Annotated in this window: 20 protein-coding genes and 1 tRNA gene; all 21 read left to right on the top strand. The window is 62.3% G+C overall.

Going from position 1 to position 20609, the window contains the following annotated elements:
• The first annotated feature begins 106 nt into the window (after window positions 1-106).
• The 21 genes from SAJA_RS08110 (at window position 107) to SAJA_RS15120 (ending at window position 20597) form a co-directional block, all read left to right on the top strand.
• Window positions 107-1357, top strand: coding sequence for an acyltransferase family protein (locus SAJA_RS08110; RefSeq protein ID WP_123658172.1), 1251 nt, complete (start codon window positions 107-109; stop codon window positions 1355-1357).
• 37 nt (window positions 1358-1394) lie between these two features.
• Window positions 1395-2777, top strand: coding sequence for a tRNA (N6-isopentenyl adenosine(37)-C2)-methylthiotransferase MiaB (gene miaB, locus SAJA_RS08115; RefSeq protein ID WP_123658173.1), 1383 nt, complete (start codon window positions 1395-1397; stop codon window positions 2775-2777).
• A gap of 39 nt (window positions 2778-2816) precedes the next feature.
• Entirely contained in the window at window positions 2817-3809 is a 993-nt protein-coding gene (locus SAJA_RS08120; RefSeq protein WP_221180169.1) for a PhoH family protein, read from the top strand.
• Window positions 3806-4279 carry an rRNA maturation RNase YbeY gene (gene ybeY, locus SAJA_RS08125; RefSeq protein ID WP_245963268.1) on the top strand — a complete coding sequence of 158 codons (474 nt, stop codon included), beginning with the start codon at window positions 3806-3808 and terminating at the stop codon, window positions 4277-4279. Before SAJA_RS08120 ends, ybeY begins: the two co-directional genes overlap by 4 nt.
• Window positions 4280-4333: 54 nt before the next feature.
• On the top strand, window positions 4334-5179 hold the full coding sequence (locus SAJA_RS08130; RefSeq protein ID WP_123658174.1) for a CorC family transporter: 846 nt from the start codon (window positions 4334-4336) through the stop codon (window positions 5177-5179).
• Window positions 5180-5186: 7 nt separating this feature from the next.
• Window positions 5187-6740 (top strand): apolipoprotein N-acyltransferase, encoded by a 1554-nt coding sequence (gene lnt / locus SAJA_RS08135; RefSeq protein ID WP_123658175.1) that lies wholly within the window; start codon window positions 5187-5189, stop codon window positions 6738-6740.
• A 794-nt stretch (window positions 6741-7534) separates the two neighbouring features.
• Window positions 7535-9976, top strand: a complete 2442-nt coding sequence (gene leuS / locus SAJA_RS08140) for a leucine--tRNA ligase (RefSeq protein WP_123658176.1) — start codon at window positions 7535-7537, stop codon at window positions 9974-9976.
• A gap of 4 nt (window positions 9977-9980) precedes the next feature.
• Window positions 9981-10547, top strand: coding sequence for an LPS-assembly lipoprotein LptE (locus tag SAJA_RS08145; protein ID WP_123658177.1), 567 nt, complete (start codon window positions 9981-9983; stop codon window positions 10545-10547).
• 4 nt (window positions 10548-10551) lie between these two features.
• Window positions 10552-11142 carry a nitroreductase family protein gene (locus tag SAJA_RS08150; protein ID WP_123658178.1) on the top strand — a complete coding sequence of 197 codons (591 nt, stop codon included), beginning with the start codon at window positions 10552-10554 and terminating at the stop codon, window positions 11140-11142.
• Between the two features lie 125 nt (window positions 11143-11267).
• Window positions 11268-11696, top strand: coding sequence for a 50S ribosomal protein L13 (gene rplM, locus SAJA_RS08155; protein WP_123658179.1), 429 nt, complete (start codon window positions 11268-11270; stop codon window positions 11694-11696).
• Between the two features lie 3 nt (window positions 11697-11699).
• On the top strand, window positions 11700-12092 hold the full coding sequence (rpsI, locus tag SAJA_RS08160; protein ID WP_123658180.1) for a 30S ribosomal protein S9: 393 nt from the start codon (window positions 11700-11702) through the stop codon (window positions 12090-12092).
• A 54-nt stretch (window positions 12093-12146) separates the two neighbouring features.
• Window positions 12147-12220: transfer RNA gene (locus SAJA_RS08165), tRNA-Gln, on the top strand.
• A 990-nt stretch (window positions 12221-13210) separates the two neighbouring features.
• Window positions 13211-13597: a hypothetical protein gene (locus SAJA_RS08170; RefSeq protein ID WP_123658181.1), complete on the top strand. Its 387-nt coding sequence runs from the start codon at window positions 13211-13213 to the stop codon at window positions 13595-13597.
• 214 nt (window positions 13598-13811) lie between these two features.
• Window positions 13812-14024 carry a hypothetical protein gene (locus tag SAJA_RS08175; protein ID WP_123658182.1) on the top strand — a complete coding sequence of 71 codons (213 nt, stop codon included), beginning with the start codon at window positions 13812-13814 and terminating at the stop codon, window positions 14022-14024.
• Window positions 14025-14591: 567 nt separating this feature from the next.
• Window positions 14592-14795 (top strand): hypothetical protein, encoded by a 204-nt coding sequence (locus SAJA_RS08180; RefSeq protein ID WP_123658183.1) that lies wholly within the window; start codon window positions 14592-14594, stop codon window positions 14793-14795.
• Window positions 14796-15073: 278 nt separating this feature from the next.
• A complete protein-coding gene (locus tag SAJA_RS08185; RefSeq protein ID WP_123658184.1) occupies window positions 15074-16132 on the top strand; it encodes an ABC transporter ATP-binding protein in 1059 nt (352 codons plus the stop codon).
• A gap of 2 nt (window positions 16133-16134) precedes the next feature.
• Window positions 16135-16776, top strand: a complete 642-nt coding sequence (locus tag SAJA_RS08190) for an ABC transporter permease (RefSeq protein ID WP_425471657.1) — start codon at window positions 16135-16137, stop codon at window positions 16774-16776.
• Window positions 16773-17528: an ABC transporter permease gene (locus SAJA_RS08195; protein ID WP_221180170.1), complete on the top strand. Its 756-nt coding sequence runs from the start codon at window positions 16773-16775 to the stop codon at window positions 17526-17528. Before SAJA_RS08190 ends, SAJA_RS08195 begins: the two co-directional genes overlap by 4 nt.
• 66 nt (window positions 17529-17594) lie before the next feature.
• Window positions 17595-18479, top strand: a complete 885-nt coding sequence (locus tag SAJA_RS08200; protein ID WP_184999805.1) for an ABC transporter substrate-binding protein — start codon at window positions 17595-17597, stop codon at window positions 18477-18479.
• 424 nt (window positions 18480-18903) lie between these two features.
• Window positions 18904-20208 (top strand): MFS transporter, encoded by a 1305-nt coding sequence (locus SAJA_RS08205; RefSeq protein WP_221180171.1) that lies wholly within the window; start codon window positions 18904-18906, stop codon window positions 20206-20208.
• Window positions 20209-20444: 236 nt separating this feature from the next.
• Window positions 20445-20597 (top strand): hypothetical protein, encoded by a 153-nt coding sequence (locus SAJA_RS15120; protein WP_184999806.1) that lies wholly within the window; start codon window positions 20445-20447, stop codon window positions 20595-20597.
• Window positions 20598-20609: the final 12 nt, after the last annotated feature.

Here is a 20609-nt window from a genome sequence, read left to right on the forward strand (position 1 = left end):
CCGCGAATGGCTGCCCGCCACCGCGGCTGACGGAACGATTCGGCCCATGCGGCGTCAATGACAACGTCATTCGTCTGTCGGGCCGGCCGTCGGCCAAGCGAGCATCATGTCGGGCGCGTCGTCTTCGCGGATCCACGCTTTTGATTCTCTGCGGGGGCTGGCTGCCTGTGCTGTTGTCTTCGGACATCTGATTCAAGTGCTGCAAGGCCAGAGTGATCCGGTCTATGCCACCTTCTTCGACTGGACGCGCGTGGCGGCATTCACGCCGCTGCATGTGCTCTGGCAGAGTCAGGCCGCTGTCGTGCTGTTTTTTACGCTGAGCGGCTTCGTGTTGTATCTGCTGCTCCAGAGGGCACGGTTGTCGATGGCCGGCTATGTGGTCAAACGCGTGATGCGTCTGTACGTCCCTTATGCTGCGGCAGTCATGATTGGAGTCGTCGGGGCCTACGGTGTCGATGGCGATACGCTGACCGGCTTCAACAGCTGGATCAGCAAGTTCTGGTCATGGCCGGTGACATGGCAGGCCGTTGCCGAGCACGCGATTTTTCTCGGCCAGTTCAATGCCGATCGTTACGATTTCACGGTTTGGACGCTTGTTCACGAGATGCGGATCTCGTTGTTGTTCCCGCTAATCTTCTGGCTGGTGCGTCGCTTGCCCGGGTGGGCCGCACTCGGGCCGTTCGTGTTGGCTAGCGTGGCCGTGGCCTGGATCGGCCAGCCCGGCGTCGAAGCCGGTTGGCCATGGCTGAACGCGGTGGCCGGTGTTGCTGATCGTGGTGGGCTGACGGCATATGTCTTGACCGTACACTACCTGCTGGCCTTCGCCATCGGTGCGAGCCTGGCGCGACATCGAGAGACGTTGATTGCGGCTTATCGCCGGCTGTCTCCCCGCACGCGGCTGCTTCTGGCGATATTGACCTTTCTACTCTGTGTACACGGCGGTCAGGCCATGCAGGTCTTCGGGCTGGCGACCATGGTGCCCTATGACTGGCCGTTAATGGCCGGATCGGCGCTGTTGTTGATCACCGCGGCCGCGGCACCGCGGTTTCGACGCTGCCTGGAACACCCGGCGCTGTGTTACCTCGGGCGAATCTCTTACAGCCTGTATCTGTTTCACCCGCTGGTGCTCTTGGCGATGCTGCATGTCTTCGCCGACCGTCTGTCGTTGGTCGTGCTGTTGCCAGTCACGTTGGTCTCGATGTTCGGTGTGGCGGATTTGGCATATCGCATGCTGGAGCGGCCAGCGATCGCGCTGTCATCGCAGGCGGCTGCGTACGTCATGGAGGCACAGCGCCGACTGATGGCTCGCCGGCGACGGCAGGGGCTACGAGGCGGCCAGCCAGATGCGTTAGACTAGCGGGTCATATCCTGGCTGCTGCCGGAGCCGATCATCTATGTCCGAGACCATCGAAAACGCCAACACGCCGCGTGTGTTCGTGGCCACCTGGGGCTGCCAGATGAACGAGTACGACTCGGCCAAGATGGTCGACGTACTGGCCAAGAACCGCGGGGCCACGCGCGTGGCGACTCCGGAAGAGGCCGACATCATTCTGCTGAACACCTGCTCGATTCGTGAGAAGGCGCAGGAGAAGGTGTTCTCGCAGTTGGGCCGCTGGAAGCCGCTCAAGGACGCCAACCCGAATCTGGTGATCGGCGTGGGCGGCTGCGTGGCCTCGCAGGAAGGCCACGTCATCCGTGAGCGGGCCCCGTTCGTGGATATGGTCTTTGGCCCGCAGACGCTGCACCGCCTGCCTCAGATGCTCGATGACGTGGCCGATAACGGCGCGGGCATTGTGGATATCGCCTTCCCCGAGATCGACAAGTTCGATGCCATGCCGGCGCCACGGGCCGAGGGCGCGACGGCGTTCGTTTCGATCATGGAAGGCTGCTCGAAGTATTGCAGCTTCTGTGTGGTGCCCTATACCCGCGGCGAAGAGATCAGCCGGCCGTTTGACGATGTGATTCTGGAAATCGCCGAGCTGGCCGAGCAGGGGGTGAAGGAAATCACGCTGCTGGGCCAGAACGTCAACGGCTATCGCGGGCCCATGGCCGACGGCTCGATCTGTGATCTGGCCATGCTCGTGGAGTTCGTGGCCGAGTTCGAGGGCATTGAACGTATTCGGTATACCACCAGCCACCCGCTGGAGTTCTCGGATGCGCTGATCGAGGCCTATGCCCGTGTACCGAAGCTGGCCAATGTTTTGCATCTGCCGGTGCAGTCGGGTTCCAACGCCGTGCTGGAGACCATGAACCGTGGCTACAGCGTCGAGCACTTCATCGAGCGCATCGAAAAGCTGCGCGCGGTGCGCCCGGACATCAGCCTGTCGACGGATATCATCGTGGGCCATCCGGGCGAGGGGGCGGCCGAGTTCGAGGCCACGATGGATCTGATCGAGCGGATCGGTTTCGATGCCGCGTTTTCGTTCATCTACAGCAGCCGGCCGGGTACGCCGGCCGCCGATATGGCCGACGACGAGCCGCGGGCGTTGAAGAAACAACGTCTGAAGCGCGTGCAGGATCGTATTGCCGTGTTCAATCGCCAGCTCATGACCGATATGGTCGGCACCACGCAGCGCGTGCTGGTCGAGCGCGAATCCAAGCGCGGTGGCGGCCAGATGGCCGGGCGGACAGACTCCAACCGCTGGGTGAACTTTGAAGGCCACCCGCGCATGGCCGGGCATTTCGTTGAAATCGAGATCACCGAGGCCTTGGATAATTCACTGCGTGGCCGCATCAAGACTCATGAAACCGTCGTAGAGCCGCTGGCGCCTGCCTGAACCGGCAACGCCCACGCTCATCAACCGTGTCGAGGCCCCTTGGCTGAAGAACTGCTGAAAAAAACCATCGAGCTCGATCCGCCGGACATCGCGCGTCTGGCCAACCTGTGCGGCCCACAGGACGGGCATCTGCGCCTGATCGAGAACACGTTGGACGTGGCCGTGCATAACCGCGGACATCTGTTTCAGATCGAGGGCAGTGAGAACGCCGCCGAGGCGGCGATCGACACCCTGAACGAGCTGTATGCCGCCACCGCCACGGGCGCGCTGGATACCGAGCGCGTGCACGTGGTGGCCCGCACGGCCGAGCGCGAGCGGATCGAGGCCGCCGCCAACAACCCGGCCGAGCCCACGCGCGACGTGGTCATCAAGACCCGCAACGGCATGGTGCGCGGGCGCGGGCCCAACCAGCGGCGTTATCTGGCCAATCTGGCCAACAACGACCTGAACTTCGGCATCGGCCCGGCCGGTACCGGCAAGACGTATCTGGCGGTGGCTGCGGCGGTCGACGCGCTCGAATCCGAGCGTGTGCGCCGGCTACTGTTAGTGCGCCCGGCGGTCGAGGCGGGCGAGAACCTGGGTTTTCTGCCCGGCGATCTGGCCCAGAAGATCGACCCTTATCTGCGCCCGCTCTATGACGCGCTCTATGAAATGCTGGGCCACGAGCGGGTCGGCCGGCTGATCGATCAGCAGGTGATCGAGATCGCGCCGCTGGCCTACATGCGCGGGCGTACGCTCAACGAGGCGTTCATCATTCTCGACGAAGCTCAGAACACCACTGTGGCCCAGATGAAGATGTTCTTGACGCGTATCGGCTTCGGTTCGACGGCGGTGGTCACGGGCGACATGACCCAGGTCGATCTGCCGTCGTCCAAGGCCAGCGGGCTGGCGCATTCGGTACGCCTGCTCAAGGGCATCGACGGCATCAGCGTGACGCGCTTTGCCGCCAGCGACGTGGTGCGTCACCCGCTGGTGCAGAAAATCGTGGCGGCCTACGACGCCGAGGCCGAGGACGGCGCGGCCCCCTCGTGATCGAGGTCGATACCACCGGCGAGGCCGCCGGTTTTGCCGGTATCCAAGCCGTGGATATCGAGGCGGTGGTGGCAGCCGTTCTGGACACCCAGGGCATCGATCACGCCGATGACGAGGTCTCACTTGCCGTGCGCCTGGTTGATCGCGATGAATCTGCCGCACTCAACGCGGCGTGGCGCGACAAACCCCATGCCACCAACGTGCTGTCGTTTCCGGCCGATGTCGCGTTGCCCGGGTTTCGGGCGCTGGGTGATCTGGTGATCTGTATGCCGGTGGTGGCCGACGAGGCCGCCACACAGGGTAAATCGCTGGCCGCGCACTTCACGCACATGATCGTGCACGGCAGCTTTCACTTGCTCGGCCATGATCATATCGATGATGATGAGGCCAAGATCATGGAAGCGGCCGAGCGCCGTGTGATGGCCGGGCTTGGCCATCGCGATCCCTACGCATTGCCGAACGAGGCATAAGCGCGACCCCGCGCCTGAACCATCGATAGAGGAGGCGGCCCAGGCCGCACGAGCATGAGCGACGACGATCCCGACCCGTCTAGAGGCGGCTGGCTGCGCCAGATCGGCATGAGCCTGGCCGGCCCGCCGCGTGATAGAGAAGAACTGGTCGAGGTGCTGGCCGAGGCCCAGGAAAACCAGCTGCTGGATGTCGACGCGCTCTGGATGATGCAGGGCGTGTTGCGCGTATCCGAGCAGCAGGTGCGCGATATCATGATTCCGCGCTCGCAGATGGTGGTCATCGACTCCGACGCCGAGCTGGCCGAGGTGAGAGCCACGGCCGCCGAATCCGGGCACTCGCGTTTTCCGATCATCGGGGAATCACGCGATGAGGTCGTGGGGATTCTGCTGGCCAAGGATCTGCTGGGCGTCGAGGGCGCCGATGGCGATGCCTTCGTGCTGGATGCCATCGTGCGCCCGGCGGTGTATGTGCCCGAATCCAAGCGCGTGAACGTGCTGCTCAAGGAGTTCAAGGCCTCGCGTAATCATATGGCCGTGGTGGTCGATGAATACGGCGGCGTGGCCGGGCTGGTCACGATCGAAGACGCGCTCGAGCAGATCGTGGGCGAGATCGACGACGAATACGACGAGGCAGAGGGCGCGAATATCCTGCGCCAGGAAAAGAACCGCTATCAGCTGCATGCACTTACGCCGGTCGATGAGTTCAATCGTTACTTCGGCACCGACTTCTCCGACGACGAGTTCGATACCGTCGGCGGGCTGGTGATGCACGAGTTCGGACATATGCCCGGGCGCGGTGAGACAACGATCATCGATCGCTTCCAGTTCAACGTGCAGCGCGCGGATTCGCGCCGTATTCATCTGTTTCAGATGACCGTTCTGCCGGAAGGCGCGGAATGATCCGATCATGAGCGCCTGGCGCAGGATCGTCTTCGACTGGCTCGTGCCGGCCGCACTCGGCGGCGTGGCTACGTTGGGCTTTGCCCCCTATAACCTGTACCCGCTGACGCTGCTGGCCGTGCTCGGCCTGGTCGCGCTCTGGCGCGGGCACGGCCCCGTGCGTTGTGCCTGGCGCGGCTTCGTGTTCGCGAGCGTGCATTTCGCCACCGGCGTGTACTGGATCTATGTCGCCATGCACGGCCATGCCGGCGTACCCGCTGCGCTCGCGGTGTTGTCGGTGGGTGGCCTGTCCGTTTATCTGGCGTTCTATCCCGCACTGGCCGGTGCACTGGCCGGGCTGATGCGGCGGCTGCCATTGACGCTCTGGGCGTTGTTGGCCGTGCCGGCAGCCTGGACGATCGGCGAATGGCTGCGCGGCTGGGTGTTCACCGGCTTCGACTGGCTGGCACTTGGCTATATCGGCACCGAGATACCGGTCAACGGGCTGGCGCCCATCATCGGCGTGCACGGCCTGTCGTTTCTGGTCATGGCCGCGGCCGGCACTCTGTACATGCTCTATGTCGGGCGCGTGCCGGCCCGGCTTGTGGCACTGGTGCTGATTCTGGCGACTCCGGTCTTGTTGTGGTGTCTGCCGCCGGCCGTGCACTGGACACACCCGGCCGGCCCGGCCATGAAGGCCACGGTCGTTCAGGGCAACACGCAGCAGTCCGAGAAATGGGACCCGGCAACGCTGGCCCCCACGATGGCGGGCTATGAGCGCATGACCGAAACCAGCGATGCCGATCTGGTGGTCTGGCCCGAGGTCGCTATCCCGGCGTTGGCCCAGCGCGTGGCCACGCCGCTACGCCGGATCAGCCGGCAGGCCGCGGCCAACGATCAGCTCGTGCTGGCCGGCCTGCTGCGCCTGGACCCGGACGGCCAGCGTTATTACAACAGCCTGATCGCACTGGGCGCCGGGCGCGGTGAATACCACAAGCGTCATCTGGTGCCGTTTGGTGAATACGTGCCGGGGCCGAAATGGCTCGGCGCGTTGCTGGACGGCATGGGGGCCCCGATCGGTGGCCTGGCGATCGGCGAGCGCGTGCAGCCGTTGTTCTACAAGGGGGATATCGCCCTCGGCGCCTCGATCTGTTTCGAAGATGTCTTCTCGCGCAATATTCTCACCGAAATGCCACGGGCCAATATCCTGGTCAACGTGACCAACGATGCCTGGTTTGCCGGCAGCAACGGCCCGCCCCAGCATTTGCAGATCGCGCGCATGCGTGCCGCCGAGATGGGCCGGCCGATGGTGCGCGCGGCCAATACCGGCATCTCGGCCCATATCGACTTCACCGGCCGTGTGTTCGCCCGAACCGACGAAGACGTGCGCACCCGCCTGACCGGCATGGTCGTACCCCGTGAAGGGGTAACCCCCTTCGTGCGCTACGGCGAAACCCCGGTCGTGGCCGGCTCGGGCACGATCGTGCTACTAGGGCTTCTGAGTGCGGCCGCCGGCGCCCTGCGTCGTCGCGGCCAGAACCGCGTGGCCGATCGCCGCCGTGCTCTGGCCGGGCGCGTGTAGCTTCGTTTCGGGTCTGCGGGTGGTTCTTTGTGGGCTATCCGCAGATTGCACAGATTTTGGTTCGGGGGAGCGCCTGGGCGCGTGCGGGACTGTCGTGGCGGTTTTGCGTGGCAGGTGTTTGTTATTCATCCGCCGATGCACGCCGATGGCCGCAGATGAAAGAAGACAGATGTGATGAATAGGTTGGTGGCTAGGCAGTAGATCGCGACGGCCCACCGGACAATCAACGAATTTTTCTTGCGTGTCTTATCCGCGCTCATCGACGTGCCTCGGCGGATCAATAAAAAGCAGAAAACTCGCCTGAGCGTCCACGCCAGTCCCGCAACCGCTGGCGCGCCCGCAGACCCAATCTGTGCGATCTGTGAAATCTGCGGATAGCTCTTAAAGAACGAAGCCCGCGAGAGGATTCGCGTACGCGGCTACGCGATACCACGCACGAGCACATCAATAGTCGTGTTTTTCATCTGCGGACATCGGCGTTAATCGGCGGATAAATAACAATCCATCCGCCGCACCAATACCACCGCGCCAGTCCCGCACAACGCCAAGCCCCACCCGAGCCAAAATCTGTGCAATCCGCAAAATCTGCGGATAGCTTTGAAAGAACGAAGCCAGCGGCGCATTTCATTGGCTGCCGCCTGATACGACACGAAAGTGCATTTACAGCCACGTTCTTCATCTGCGGCCATCGGCGTTCATCGGCGGATAGCCTTCAAACAACCAAGCCTCGGGACACGACAAGGCCAAGGCATTACACTTTCGCCCCTATTGCCTTGCCAAAGATTCGCGCGCCCATGGAAGCCAGCTATCGTTTCGACACCATCGAGTCCGATGTCCAGCAACGCTGGGATGCGGCCGATGCGTTTGCTGTCAAAGCCGACGATCGCGAGAAGTTCTATTGCCTGTCGATGTTCCCCTATCCCAGCGGCAAGCTGCATATGGGGCATGTGCGCAATTACACCATTGGCGATGTGATCAGCCGCTATCACCGCATGTGCGGGCGTAACGTGCTGCAGCCGATGGGCTGGGATGCCTTCGGCCTGCCCGCGGAGAATGCCGCCATCAAGAACGGCGTGCCGCCGGCCCAGTGGACGCGCGAGAACATCGCGGCCATGCGCGAGCAGTTGAAGCAGCTGGGTTTTGCTTATGACTGGTCGCGCGAGATCGCCACCTGTGATCCGTCGTACTACCGCTGGGAACAATGGCTGTTCATCAAACTGTTCGAGAAAGGCCTGGTCTATCGCAAGGAATCGGTGGTCAACTGGGACCCGGTGGATCAGACCGTGCTGGCCAACGAGCAGGTGGTCGACGGGCGCGGCTGGCGTTCGGGCGCGCTGGTCGAGCAGCGCGCAATCCCGCAGTGGTTCGCGCGCATTACCGACTATGCTGACGAGCTGCTGGATGATCTGGACGGCCTGGACGGCTGGCCCGAGGCGGTCAAGACCATGCAGGCCAACTGGATCGGGCGCTCGACGGGGCTGGAGATCGACTTCGCCGTGGCCGGCCACGACGCACCGCTGACGGTCTACACCACGCGGCCGGACACGCTGCACGGTGCGACCTATATGGCGCTGGCCGCCGATCATCCGCTGGTGGCCGCCGCCGCCGATGCTGACCCCGACCTGGCCGTGTTCTGTGACGAGTGCCGCACCGCGGGCACCGCCGAGGCCGATCTGACCACGCGCGAGAAGAAAGGCTATCGGCTGCCGGTCGAGGCGGTGCATCCGTTATCGGGCGCGTATCTTCCGATCTATGTGGCCAATTTCGTGCTCATGGGCTATGGCACCGGGGCGGTAATGAGCGTGCCGGCCCACGACCAGCGCGACTGGGAGTTTGCCACCGCCTATGATTTGCCGATCGTGCCCGTGGTGGCCGATGCCAACGGCAACGCGCCAGACATCAGCGAAGGGGCCGTGGCCGAGAAGGGCGTGCTCGTCAACTCGGGCGAGGACAACGGCCTGGATTTCGAGGCCGCCTTCGCGGCCATCGCCGACCGCTTGGAAGGCCGCGGCATCGCCCGGCGCAAGACCCAATATCGACTGCGCGACTGGGGCCTGTCGCGCCAGCGCTACTGGGGCGCGCCGATCCCGATCATTCATTGCGATGATTGTGGCCCGGTGGCCGTGCCCGAGGCCGATCTGCCGGTCGAACTGCCCGAAGACGTGACCCCACAAGGCGCGGGCTCGCCACTGCCGGACATGCCCGAGTTCGTGAATGTGGATTGCCCGGCTTGCGGCAAGGCCGCCAAACGCGAAACCGATACCTTCGATACGTTCATGGAGTCGTCCTGGTATTTCGCGCGCTTCACGTGCCCCGATGCGAACGCGATGATCGATGAGCGTGCGCACTACTGGATGGCGGTCGATCAATACATCGGCGGCATCGAACACGCGATCCTCCATCTGCTCTATGCCCGCTTCTTTCAAAAGCTGATGCGCGACCTGGGCCTGGCTGTCCACGACGAGCCGTTCAAGGCCTTGCTCACCCAGGGCATGGTGCTCAAGGACGGCGCCAAGATGTCCAAATCCAAGGGCAATACGGTCGATCCGCAGGCACTGATCGAGACCTATGGCGCTGACACCGTGCGTCTGTTCTCGATGTTTGCCGCCCCGCCGGATCAGTCGCTGGAATGGTCGGATGCCGGCGTGGAAGGCGCCAACCGGTTTCTCAACCGGCTCTGGCGTCTGGTCGCCACGCACGTGGCTGCAGGCGCTGTCGCCCCGGCCACGTCGGCCGAAGGCGAGGGCGCCGAGTTGCGGCGCAAGCTCCATGAAACCATCGCCAAGGTCGGCGACGACGTGGGCCGGCGTTATACCTTCAACACCGCGATCGCCGCGATCATGGAGCTGGTCAACGCGCTGGGGCGTCTGGACGATACGCCGAGCGCGGATCTGCAAGGCGTGCGCCAGGAAGCACTGACGGCCATCGTGCGCATGCTGGCCCCCATCGCCCCGCATATCTGTGACGCGCTCTGGCGCGAGCTGGGCCACGACGGGCTGGTGATGAACGCTGACTGGCCTGTGGCCGACGAGGCCGCCTTGGTTCGCGATACGCTCACGCTGGTGGTCCAGGTCAATGGCAAGGTGCGCGCGCGTATCGAGGTGCCGGCCGACGCCGATCGCGATACAGTGGCAGCCGCTGCGGTGGCCGACGAGAACGTCACCCGGCATATCGACGGCCAGCCGATCAAGAAAACGATCGTGGTGCCCGGCAAACTCGTCAACCTGGTGGTCTGAGGCTATGTTTAAATCCACGATCGCCGCCGGCGGCCTGTCAAGCGCGACGCGCCTCGCAACGGCCCTGCTGGGCCTGCTCGTCATCAGCGGCTGTGGTTTTCACCTGCAGGGGCGTTCGGTCCTGCCCGATAACGTCGAGCAGATGGCCGTGCTCTACGACAACGACTACACCGTGGGTGACCCGGAAGTCGTGCGGGTGCTCAAGCAACGCCTGCGCCAGCGCGATCAACTGGGCCGCGCCACGGCACCGGCGGTGCTGCGTATCGTCAGGGTCGCCCAGAACCAGCGCACGATCGCGGTCAGCCCGGTGGACGGTGATGCCGCGGTGTATCAGCTGAGTGTGCAGGTCACCTACAACTACACCGTCAACGGCGAGGCCCGCCTGGCCGGTGAGCGCGTGGTGGCCGTGCGCGATTACAGCGTCGAGGCCAGCCAGCGGCTGTCCATCGACGACCAGCGACGACACACGCTGGAACAGATGCAAAACGATCTGGCCGACCAGATCCTGGCGCGCATCTCTCAGGCCAATCAGGCCATAGACGCGTCAAGCACGGCCGAAACGCCCGAGTGATCGTATGACCGACAGTACGCGCCTGACCGATAGTCCGGTCGCCCCGGCGGATGCCGCGGCCTTGTTGCGCGGGCGACGCACAGTCGACCGCTTCCGCGATGACACCGTGCCCGACGCCGCGATCGTGCATGAGGCGATCGAGGTCGCGCGCTGGGCGCCTAATCATCACCTGACCGAGCCCTGGCGGTTTGCGCTGATCGGCGCGGCTACCAAGGCCCGGATCATCGAGCTCAACACCGCGCTGGTCGCGGCCAGCAAGGGTGACGACGTGGCCGAGGCCAAGCGCGAGCGCTGGTCACAGATGCCCGGCTGGCTGGCCGTGACGTGTCTGCGCCATGATGACCCGATCATGGCCGGTGAGGACTATGCGGCCTGTGCCTGCGCGATTCAGAACCTCTCGATCTATCTGCACAGCGCGGGTATCGGCACCAAATGGGCCAGCGGGGCGGTCACCCGTGAAAGCGCCTTTCTACAGGCCATCGATGCCGATCCGACACGCGAGTATTGTGTGGGTCTCATCTGGTATGGCTATCCGTTGCGTCGTCCGAAAAGCCGGCGCAAGGCGCTTTCCGAGATCATTCGACACTGCGACTGAGCGTGCGGCGCGCTGGGCGATCACACGGGGTTAAGAAAAGCGTTGCAAAGCCCGGGTTACGGCTATAGAATTGCGCGCTTTCGCAGCGGCGCTGCTGTGTTTCGCTACGGCTGACGAGTATTGCAATGAAGACGTTTTCCGCGAAGAAAAACGAGGTCCCCGGCGATTGGTTCGTCGTTGACGCTACCGATAAGACACTGGGTCGTCTGGCCTCCGAGATCGCGTTCCGCCTGCGCGGCAAGCACAAGCCGGAGTACACACCGCACATGGACGTCGGCGATCATATCGTCGTCATCAACGCTGCCAATGTGAAAACCACCGGCAAAAAGCCGCAGCAGAAAGTTTATTATCGCTTCACCGGCTACGTCGGTAACATGAAGTCGATTACCCTGGAAAAGCAGCTCGCCACGCATCCGGAGCGCGTGATCGAGCATGCGGTCAAGGGCATGCTGCCCAAGGGTCCGTTGGGTCGTGACATGGCGCGCAAGCTGCGTGTCTATCCGGCCGCCGATCATCCGCACACCGCACAGCAGCCGCAGACGCTGGAGATTTAAAGCATGGCAACCGAACAGTCCTACGGCACCGGCCGTCGCAAGACCGCCTCCGCTCGTGTCTTCATCAAGCCGGGATCCGGTCAGATCACCGTCAACAAGAAGACACTGGACGAATACTTCGGTCGTCCGACCTCGCGCATGATCGTGCGCCAGGCGCTCGAAGCCACCGACGCGACAGGCCGTTTCGACATCACCGTCACGGTCCACGGCGGCGGCCCGAACGGCCAGGCCGGCGCGATCCGTCACGGTCTGGCCCGTGCTCTGGTCGACTACGACGAAGGCATGCGTCCGGCACTGCGTGCCGCCGGTTACATGACCCGCGATGCGCGTAAGGTCGAGCGTAAGAAGATCGGCCTGCACAAGGCCCGTAAGTCGCCGCAGTACTCCAAGCGCTAAAGCGACTGCTCGGTACGCCGGCTTTTTAGGGCTGGTGTACCGACAACCAGTTGATGGGGAATCGTCTAGTGGTAGGACTGCGGACTCTGACTCCGCCAGCGGGGGTTCGAATCCCTCTTCCCCAGCCATAAGGAAGGCCCGCCTCGAGCGGGCCTTTTTTATGGCTGGCGTAGCGGCCCTGATGAGAATCCCGTGGTTCGAAAGGGCGCCGTAGGCGCCCGCCGACAGTCGAACTTTGTTCGACTGGGCCCGAAGGGCCGAGCAGTCGGCCTATGGCCGAATGCGAGCAATCCCTCTTCCCCAGCCATAAGGAAGGCCCGCCTCGAGCGGGCCTTTTTTATGGCTGGCGTAGCGGACCTGATGAGCACCCCGTGGTTCGATGGGCGAGCAAGCTCGCCCAGACAGTCGAGCGTTAAGCTCGACTGGGCCCGAAGGGCCGAGCAGTCGGCCTAAGGCCGAATGCGAGCAATCCCTCTTCCCCATCCATAAAAAGTGTACCTCCTTTGTCGCATTTGAACGCAACAAGGAAGACGCTATGGCAGGCGAAACACGCGCACAGCTCAACCATGACACCGCTTGGACGTCAGCCATTGCCGCTGGCGCGGCACTTATTGCATTACACGTATACGAACACGGCATCATCGGCGCGGTACTCAGTGTCAGCCAAGTGACTGCCGTCTTTGTCGTGGCCGTGACCCTCGGCCTATTTTGTAAGAAGCACCGACGGGACGTCGATATCTGGCTGGGCCGATATGTCGGCTACGGATTGCTCGGGCTGGTCTATCAGATACTCTGGGCGGGCTGGCCGGTATCCTCGCCGTCACCTTGGTGCAGGGCACGGACGTTATGCCCGACCGTGGGCTGGTGTTGTACGTCACGCTGGAGACGCTGGGGCTTGTGGCAATCCTGTTGCCGGGTTTGATGACGTTCTTGACTCGGCCGAAGGGTAAGCCCGGCGCGAGGTAGGAAGGCGGCACTACGGCTGGCTAATGGCCGGCTGTAGGTAGGCGTTAGGTGGCTCGGTGGGGAGACTCGCCGGGCTTTTCTGACTGTTAAGTCGACAGCTCAAGAATCCGCTATTGTATGGTTAAGAAACCAATGAAGATGACGGGGAACTCATGACTGACAACAGCGAAGACCAGCTTAAAAACGGCTTTACAATTCAGCGTCAAGACGCTCCTAATTTGTCGACAGCATTTGGTCCTTTGGTGAGTATCATGGGCCCTTTCAACGGCTATTTTGTGGTTCACTTTGCATGTGAAAGTGCCCGCATAAAGGAAGAGCAAGTCGTCCCTGTCACCAACTCAGAGGGGCAGGTTAATCCTGACGAGCATGGTTTTGCTGAGATGCAAGTCCGTGTATCCCCTGAGTCACTCCATCCTGTACGTGAGACGACAGCACGTATTCTTGTTCCTGAATCTCAAATAGAGAGTATGGCCGCGGCCTTTCAACAGGCGGCTGAGGATTATCGCAACAACAAGATGACGTCCGGCACGTCGAAGTAATTTGAAGTCGATGAGCGAAATTCGGGCAAACGACTGGGGCTCAGGCGGAGTCCATCTTTATACTCAAGGTGGTAGATATATTCCCCCGAGAGAGACTCCACCTCTTACAAACAGGGAAGGCGAGCAGTACACTAAGTTTGGCGCAGACCATGTCCATCTGTTCCCTGGCGTGGGTCGGTTTGATTATCAAGAACCGAAACTCTACGGAGCCAGTATGAAAGATATATATGAAAAAGTTGAGAAGATAGAAGATCAAGTCGAAAAGATTAAGGTAGACATGGCAACGGTCAAGACTGACCTCTCCTATAAGCCTTCCAATGGGAAGCTCTACGGTGTAATGGCTACTGCCACTACGATTATACTTGCCGGCTTGTCTATAGCAGTTATTGTGTTGCTTAACTTTTTAGGGCCAGCCTTAAATCCATAAGCCGGGCTAAAAATACCGCAGATTTTCGAGGGGTATCTAATAATGAAGACGCGCGCGTTTACCCCCGTGCTACCCCCTTCGCTGACACACAGCCGGTCCCATAATTGAGGCCCCAACCTGGGGCCGGGGGTGTCCGGCGGCTCGGGCTGCGACAAGACCAGCTCGCACTTAGGGCGCCACATCCCTTTACGCCCGGCCCCGCGGCTGACCAAACGAACTGCACGATGGCCACACCCAGGGCAGGGTCCGCCTGCTTGGTCCTGGCCTGTAAATCGATAATGCTCGTTCGTTACCGCTACGACTTCCCGCAGCGCGTCGAGCAGCGCGCTAAGAGCTTCGGCTCGCGATGGCGCTACCGCGTACAGCGTGGCGCGTTTATCACCGCTGGGCGTGTGTCTAAGTACGTAGGCGTGCCAACCTACCGATAGATCACAGTTAGGCGTTCAAGACAGGCGAGCGAGCCCGACCCGAAGTATCGGCGCAATAAGAAAACCCTTGATCGCTGTTCTTTGCGTCAAGATTCGGCGATAGTGTTTTGAAACAACACGCCTACGCCGAGAGCGCAAAATGTCATATGAAGTAACGTATCGCCTGCCTGAGTCCGGCGAGATACAGCCCGTTCAATTGATCAAGCTCGTCAACTCAGACGGCAAGGATGTGACCACTCGTTTCAAGGCATGGACCAAATCATCCCGAGTATCCATGAATACGGCCGACGAGCTATCAGAAGCCATCATCAACTTCCGCGAGTTCGAAAGCGACGATAGCTGAAACAGGTGCCCGCGCAGCAAAAAGCCGCTCAGGCACGGCCGTAAGCGGGCTTTTCGCAACCCTGCGTTGCCCGGTTTTGGAAACGAGCCGCGGCGGTTGGATAGCCCATCGCGCGTTGGCTTCGACGCGCTATCTTTTCGAATCGGTATCGGCCCGCGGGGCGTACATGGGCGGTTGCCGATAAAAGATAACGGTTCAAGAGAGGCCGCCAGGCCACAGGGAGACAGGGATATGGGCCAGTTGATACATGGCCATGGCGTGCATGAGAACACGCCACTGTGATCACGTTCGAGCAGGTCACGAAACGCTACGGCGATCAGACAGTGGCCGTCGACGGTCTGGATCTTACGATCGCATCGGGAGAGTTGACGGTTCTGGTCGGCCCCTCCGGGTGTGGCAAGACGACCACGCTTCGCATGATCAACCGGCTGGAGCCGGCCTCGGCCGGGCGGATCGCCATCGATGACCGGGCGATCGATTCGCTGGATGCGATGACGTTGCGGCGTGGCATTGGTTATGTCATGCAGCATTCCGGGTTGTTTCCGCATCGTTCGGTGTTCGACAACATTGCCACGGTGCCGCGGCTGCTGGGCTGGAAGAAGCCGGCCGTGCAGGAGCGCGTGCACCGCTTGATCGAAACCGTGGGTCTGAGCCCGTCGCTGGCCACGCGTTATCCACATCAGCTGTCGGGCGGGCAGCAGCAGCGGGTGGGTGTCGCGCGTGCGTTGGCGGCCGATCCGCCGATTCTATTGATGGATGAGCCGTTCGCGGCAGTGGACCCGATCGTGCGCCGACGCCTGCAGGACGAGCTGCTGGATCTACAGGCCCGGCTGCAGAAGACCATTGTGTTCGTGACCCACGATATCGACGAAGCGATCCGTCTGGGCGACCGTATCGCGATCTTTGCCGTCGGCGGGCGGCTGGCGCAGTTCGACACACCCCGCAACCTGTTGGCCGCACCCGCCGATGATTTCGTGGCTGATTTTCTAGGCCGGGATCGTGAGCTCAAGCGTCTGGCGCTGCTCGACGTGCGCCAGGCGCCGCGCATGCATGCGCCGCCCCTCGTGGACAACGACCGTGCGGTACCCGAGGCGAAGGAGAGCACTGTCCACGACTGGGTTGTGGTGCACGACAACGCCGGCCGACTGTTGGGCTGGCGCCACCGGGGTGCCAGCGCGCTGCAACCGTTCACCGATACGGTTTCGCCGACAACCGCGCTGGATCGCGTGCTGGCAGCCGCCTTGCGCAGCCCGATCGGCGTGGTGCCGGTGGTTGACGACGACGGGTGCCTGGATGGGCTGATCGGGCCGGCCGAACTGCGCAAGGCACTGGCATGAGTCTGGTTCAGTGGGACTGGGTGGCCCGTCATGGCGGCGAGATCGGCGCCCAGCTCGGCCAGCATGTGCTGCTGACCGGGCTGGCTCTGGGTTTCGGGTTGCTGATCGCTTTTCCGTTGGCGCTGGCGGCCGTACGCTGGCCGCGTTTCTACGGGCCCTCGCTCGGGCTGACCGGCATTCTGTTCACGGTGCCGTCACTGGCGCTGTTCATCCTGTTGATCCCGTTCACGGGGCTGTCGATTGCCACGTCTCTGATCGGGCTCACGATCTATACCCTGCTGATTCTGTTTCGCAATATCGTGGAAGGCCTGCGTGGTGTGCCCGCCGATGTGTCCGAGGCGGCGAAAGCGCTCGGCTATTCGCGTGGTCGTCGGCTCGTGCAGGTCGAGTTGCCGATCGCGCTGCCGGTCATCATGGCCGGTGTTCGTATCGCAGCGGTCACCACGATCGGCATGGTCACGGTGACCGCATTGATCGGTCAGGGCGGACTGGGGCAGCTGTTCATCACCGGTTTCACGCTGCATTTCACGACGCCGCTTCTGGTGGGTTTCGTGCTCTCGATTGCTTTGGCGGTGAGCGTGGATCTGCTGCTCGCCGGCCTGCTGTGGTGGCTTACACCCTGGCAACGCGGGCGTGCGACATGAGCCGGTACGTCTTGGTTTTGGTCGCGATGATGCTTGGCCTGCTGAGCCTGCCCGCGCAGGCCATCGGGCTCGAGGCCGACGGGCTGGGCGTGGCGGGCCAGCTCGTGGACTGGTTCGTCGCCCCCGCGCAGTGGCACGGCCCAACGAGCCTGCCGACGCGTATCGTCGAGCATCTGTATTACATGACGAGTGCGATGGCGATCGCGCTGTTGATCGCACTGCCGGTGGGCATTGGGCTCGGCCATTGGGGCCGTGGCGGGCTGTTGGCGATCAACGTGGCCAACATGGGGCGTGCGGTGCCGTCCTTCGGGCTTGTGATTCTGATGTTTCTGCTCGTGGGGTTCGGCTTCGTGCCGGTGCTGGTCGCCCTGGTGGCATTGGCGATACCGCCGATGGTCACGAACAGCTATGTCGGTATGCAGGCCGTCGATCCGGCGGTACGCACGGCAGCGATCGCGCTTGGCCTGTCGCGCTGGCAGCGGCTGTTTCAGGTCGAGCTGCCGATCGCCATGCCGCTGGTGATGGCCGGAATCCGCACCTCGGCGGTGCAGGTGTTGTCCACGGCCACACTGGCGGCCTATGTCGGGCTTGGCGGGCTGGGGCGTTATCTGATCGATGGCCTGGCCCAGCAGCAGCTGGCGCAGGTGGTTGGCGGCGCGCTGGTCGTTGCTGTCCTGGCCGTGCTGCTCGAGGCCTTGCTGGCCGGCCTGCAACATCTGCTGGTTTCGCCCGGGCTGCGCCGTGAGGGATGAGCCCGGGTTGCGGCGCCGCGCGCCACACCACAAGATCCTGTCATGACCCGTTCAAACTCTATCTTGATGCCAACGTTCCAACTGATTCGTCGTCTTGCTGCTGGCGCGGCGCTGATAGCGCTTGCCGTACCTGCAACCGCATTGGCGGCAAAGCCACTCGTGGTGGGCTCCACCAATTTTCCCGAGCAACTCGTTCTGGCCAATATCTATGCCGAGGCGCTTGCCGATCACGATATTGCGGTCAAGAAACGCCTGAATCTCGGCTCGCGAGAGATCGTGTTTCCGGCGCTTAAAAACGGCGAAATCGATGTGTTGCCCGAATATTCCGGCGCGTTGCTGGGCTATCTCAGTAACGGCAAATCCAAGGCCGGGAAGCCGGATGCCGTGATGGCCGCACTGAAAAACACGCTGCCGTCTGGTGTTGTCGCACTGGCGCCGAGCCCGGCCCAGGACAAGGATGGCCTCGTGGTTACGCCCGACACCGCCAAGCGTTACGACCTGGAGACACTGTCCGACCTGGCGCCGGTTGCTTCCAAGCTCACGCTGGGCGGCCCGCCGGAAACCCAGACGCGCTATGTGGGCGTGCCGGGCCTGAAAGCGGTCTACGGCATCGAGTTCGGCCAGTTCCGCGCGCTGGATGCTGGCGGCCCGTTGACGCAAGGCGCGCTGTCCAGCGGGGCGATTGATGTGGCTCGGATGTTCACCACGCAGGGCGTGATCGACGAGCGCGGCTGGATTCTGCTCAAGGACGACAAGAATCTGGTGCCGGCCCAGAATATCGTGCCGGTGGCCCGCAAGGCCACGCTGACCGATGAGATACGCGACGTGCTGAACGCGGTATCGGCCCAGCTGTCGACCGCCGATCTGCAACGGATGAACCGTCGCGTATCGGTTGATCACGCCGATCCCAGCCAGGTCGCCCACGACTGGCTCGAACAGCACGAGCTGTAGAGACAAATACAGGCCCAGGCCTGATCGCACCAGCCCGGGGCATTCTGCCTCGGGTTTTTTTATGCGCGCGGGCCGAACGGGTCATTCCATCCAACATGTCGATCTCTGATTTTTCAGGCGGCCGCGGCGGTTTCTTGTCGTTGCCTTGGCGGCGTGCAGCGATGCGCCGGCCGCCCGACGGGATGCGCTTTTCTGGTGCCATTGATTGCTGCCTCGGCGTGCACGACGCGGTGGTGGTGGCCCGCGTCAAAAGAGCCGTCATGAACGGCTCAATAAGGCCAAGCGATTGATCCAGATATGGTTTTCGCTTTTTTTTAAGCAGTGTCTGACGTCCTTGGCACGGTTCCTGCTTCCTGCACGGATGGACGTGCTTGGATCGCTCGCCGCACGAGCTGCGTTGCGATCGATGGAAAGGGAGAGCCGCTTGAAGACCCATAAAGTAGAGCAGTTGATCATCGCGACCGTCGGTTTCTTCTGGTGTTTTTTGATGTGGTTCGCCACGGCGGCCTTCAGTCCCAGTATTGCTGATCACTACGGCCTGTCGGTGGCGGCACTTGGCCTGCTTGCCAGCTCGGCTCTCTGGATGGCCCCGATCGGGCGCATCGTGGCCGGGTGGACGGCTGACCGGTTCGGCGCGCCGCGAACCTTTGCCGTGATTCTCGGCGTTTGCGGCATCGTCTCGATTGCATCCGGATTCACCACGAACTACACGCTGCTGTTCATCGAGCGGGTGATTGTGGCTATTGCCGGGGTGTCTTTCGTGGTGGGTATCCAGCACGTGGCCCAGTGGTTTGACAGCGACGAGATCGGCACGGCCGAAGGCCTGTATGCCGGTACGGGCAATGTCGGTGCCGGGGTGGGGGCCTTGCTGCTACCCCGGATATTCGGCCTGGATTACCAGGGGGCGTTCATATTTCTGGGGATCGGCGCGCTGGTCATCGCGGTTTGGTATCTCTGGCGCGGCGAAGCCGCTCGTGATCACGCCACGCGTGATGCCACGGCCAAGGGCGCGGCCGATTGGCGCGGCACGGTCTTTGTGTGGAGCCGCTATATCGCGATTGCGTTGATGCTGGCCTATGCCATGTCCTTCGGGCTGGAGATCGCGCTGAACTCGTGGCTGTCGAGTTATTTCGCGGAAGGTTTCAAGGCCGAGATCGCCGCCCTTGGCTTCACGACGGTGGCCGGCGTACAGGTGGCCGCCGGCACGTTCGGCGCCGTGCAATCGTTCATGGCCGCGCTTTTTCGCCCGTTTGCCGGTTTCATGTCCGACACCTTCCAGAAAAAAGGCTGGACACCGCTGCCGGTGGTGGCCAAGACGCTGCCCTACGCGCCGCGCCTGCATTGGCTGGCCATTGCGCTGTTGTTGATCGTGGCCGCCATGCTGGCCCTTACGGTCGCCGGCATGGCCGGGCTGTTGCCGGTCTCGATCGTGGCCCTGGTCGCACTCGGCTTGTTCATCAGCTTCGGTACGGGCGGCACGTTCGCACTCGTGCCCCTGTTATTCCCGACCCGGCCCGGGGTGGCAGCCGGCTTCATCGGTGGCCTGTCCTGTTCCGGCGGCATCGTCTATCCGCTGATTTTCGCCGGCGGGGCGAGCATTCACATGGGCTATGCCTATACCGCGATCTTCCTGTTCATCCCGTTCGTTATGTTTTTCTTCTGGGCCGCGCGCCACGAGCGCAGCCCGGCCGAGCACGGCATCGGCGAGTTCAAGCCGATCTCCGACTGAGCACGTTTTCCCAAAACATGTCGTCCGTAAATGAACGCGAATGAATACAGGGAATTTATGCGCATACGGCACCGAGACTTCACCGATCGAGAATGACGAGCGCATCTCTTCGTGGGTTTTGTCGCCATAGATCATGTGGTCGAAGACCATCAGGAATGCATCCGGGCGAATTGTCTCAAACCGTCTTTTTTTTATTTTCATTTGCGGACCGGGATTTCACAGGAAAGAGGCACGAAATGGCACAGCAAGCACTCGACAAGAGCCAACCAGACGCCTGGTACAAATACGGCGTTGCTTTTCTGTTTGCCGAAATGGGCATCGCCCTCTGTGTCTGTGGGTATTCGCTGTTCATGGCGTTTACGGGGACCGGCGGGTTTCCCGGTCATTGATTCGTCCGTGAT

The sequence above is a fragment of the Salinisphaera japonica YTM-1 genome, from assembly GCF_003788585.1.
In the GTDB taxonomy this organism is placed as follows: Bacteria; Pseudomonadota; Gammaproteobacteria; order Nevskiales; family Salinisphaeraceae; genus Salinisphaera; species Salinisphaera japonica.